This window comes from Mesorhizobium sp. M1A.F.Ca.IN.022.07.1.1 (assembly GCF_003997575.1).
Lineage (GTDB): Bacteria > Pseudomonadota > Alphaproteobacteria > Rhizobiales > Rhizobiaceae > Mesorhizobium.
Window position 1 is genome coordinate 1 of record NZ_RZST01000584.1, and the last position, 1,836, is coordinate 1,836.

Below are 1,836 nucleotides of genomic sequence, written 5' to 3' on the forward strand. Positions count from 1 at the left end.
CAGCGAAAGCAACCGCGTCGGCTTCGCCGGCTCTGCGTCCGATGTGAGCACCGGCGCCGCGACCACGCCCAGCTCGACCATCAGGCGATCGAGCGCGCGAGCGGTAAGCGTCATCGAATCGACGGTAGCGGTTCCGCCGCCGCCGAATTCGCCGCTGACGCCGATGGCGCCAGCCCGGCGCGCGGCACCCATCGAGGTCGGCGAGGCCTGGCCGTTGTCTGCGACGAAGCCGAACGGCATCCCGAGCGCGCGCATTAGCTCGACACCCCGCCGATGGCGCTCGGCATCGGCATTGCGCTCGACCAGCGCCGTCGGCAGATGCTCCATCGAGGTGCCGCCCGAATGGATGTCGAAGACGACATCGTGACGGGGAAACAGTTCCGTTTCCAGGAAATGGGCGAGCCGACTGGTCGGCGTGCCCGACGGATCGCCCGGGAACGCGCGGTTGAGGTTGCCGCCGTCCAGCGGCGAGCAGCGCTTGGCGGCCATAACCGCCGGCGCATTCGCCATCGGCAGGATTGTGATGCGACCGCTGATTGCGGCCGGATCGAGCCGGCGGATCAGCTTGGCCAGCGACAGCTCGCCCTCATACTCGTCGCCGTGGTTGCCAGCCATCAGCAGCAGTGAGGGACCCTTCCCGTTGCGAATGGTGCAGATCGGTACCTTGACCTGGAAATAGGGTGAGCGGTCGACCGAGAACGGAATGCTGAGATAGCCGTGCGTTTTGCCTTCGCGGTCGAAATCGAGCGTGTGGACAAGGCCGGTATGCATGCTGTCCTCTCAGACGGCCGCGACGGCGGTGACTTCGATGCGCAGGTCCGGGTCGGCCAGACGCGCTTCGACGCAGGCGCGTGCCGGCAGGCGCTCGGGATCCACCCAGGCATCGTAGATCTTGTTCATCGCGTCGAAATCGCCGATCTGCGGCAAGAAGATGTTGACCGCCACGAGCTTCGACTTGCTGCTGCCGGCCTCATGCAGCAGCGCCTCGACTTTGGCCAGAACATCGCTGGTCTGCGCTTCGATGCCTCCCTTGCGGTCGTTGGCGACCTGGCCGGCTATATGCACCATGCCGCCATACACCACCGCCTGCGACATGCGAGAGCCGGACTGGAAGTATTTGATCATCTCGGATCCTTTCGAGTTCTTTTTGGAGGCCTGGTCAGCCGAAATACGTCGGAAAGACATGGGCCACACGACCGGTCTCATCCACGCCGAAAATAACGCGATAGCGGTCGAGGCAGGTGCAGGGATGCGAAATGCCGAATTCGATGACGTCGCCGACCGCGATGTCGTCGCCAGGCTGGAGAGCCAGGAAGGCATGCTGATCGTTGAGCTTGACTACCTGCGATTTCTCAGGTGAAGCCGGCAGCGGCTCGCCCGAACGATACACCCTGAGCGGCTTGGGAAAACCCTGGTCGAAGGAGACGTCGGGCACGCCCATGCCGCAAATGACGAGGTCAGGTTCCGGCCGCGAAAGCACTTCGGCCCAGACACGCAGGACCGGACGGAAAGAATTACGCGCCGAGGCGGTGGCGCCGCCGAGCTCGAAACCGCTGCGGCTGTCGACCGCGCCAAGCGATCGGTCATAGACGCCGTGGTCGTGGAAGAAGATGGCACCGCTGCGCAGCACCAGCGTCGCCTTGCCGTCCTGTTCGACCAGCGGCGAAAGCGCCGCCACCACCCTGTCGAAGAAGACCGACCCGCCGGCCGTCACGACCAGGGGAGCCTCGCCGCCGAGGCGAGCGCGGAGCCTGAGGAACATGTCGCCCACCGATGCCAGCAGCGCAGAGACCGCTTCATCGGTGCGCAGCGGATCAGGCTGAGCGGCAGCGCCTT

The 1,836-nt window shown here is 65.2% G+C and carries 2 protein-coding genes and 1 pseudogene; all 3 read right to left on the reverse strand.

The window, feature by feature from the left end; translation table 11 throughout:
* On the reverse strand, positions 1-771 hold a 771-nt coding region (locus tag EOA75_RS32405; protein WP_127326104.1), incomplete at its 3' end, for a succinylglutamate desuccinylase/aspartoacylase family protein.
* A gap of 9 nt (positions 772-780) precedes the next feature.
* Entirely contained in the window at positions 781-1,125 is a 345-nt protein-coding gene (locus EOA75_RS32410) for a RidA family protein (protein ID WP_067000282.1), read from the reverse strand.
* A gap of 34 nt (positions 1,126-1,159) precedes the next feature.
* Positions 1,160-1,836, reverse strand: a pseudogene (locus EOA75_RS32415) (amino acid deaminase); the annotation flags it as partial.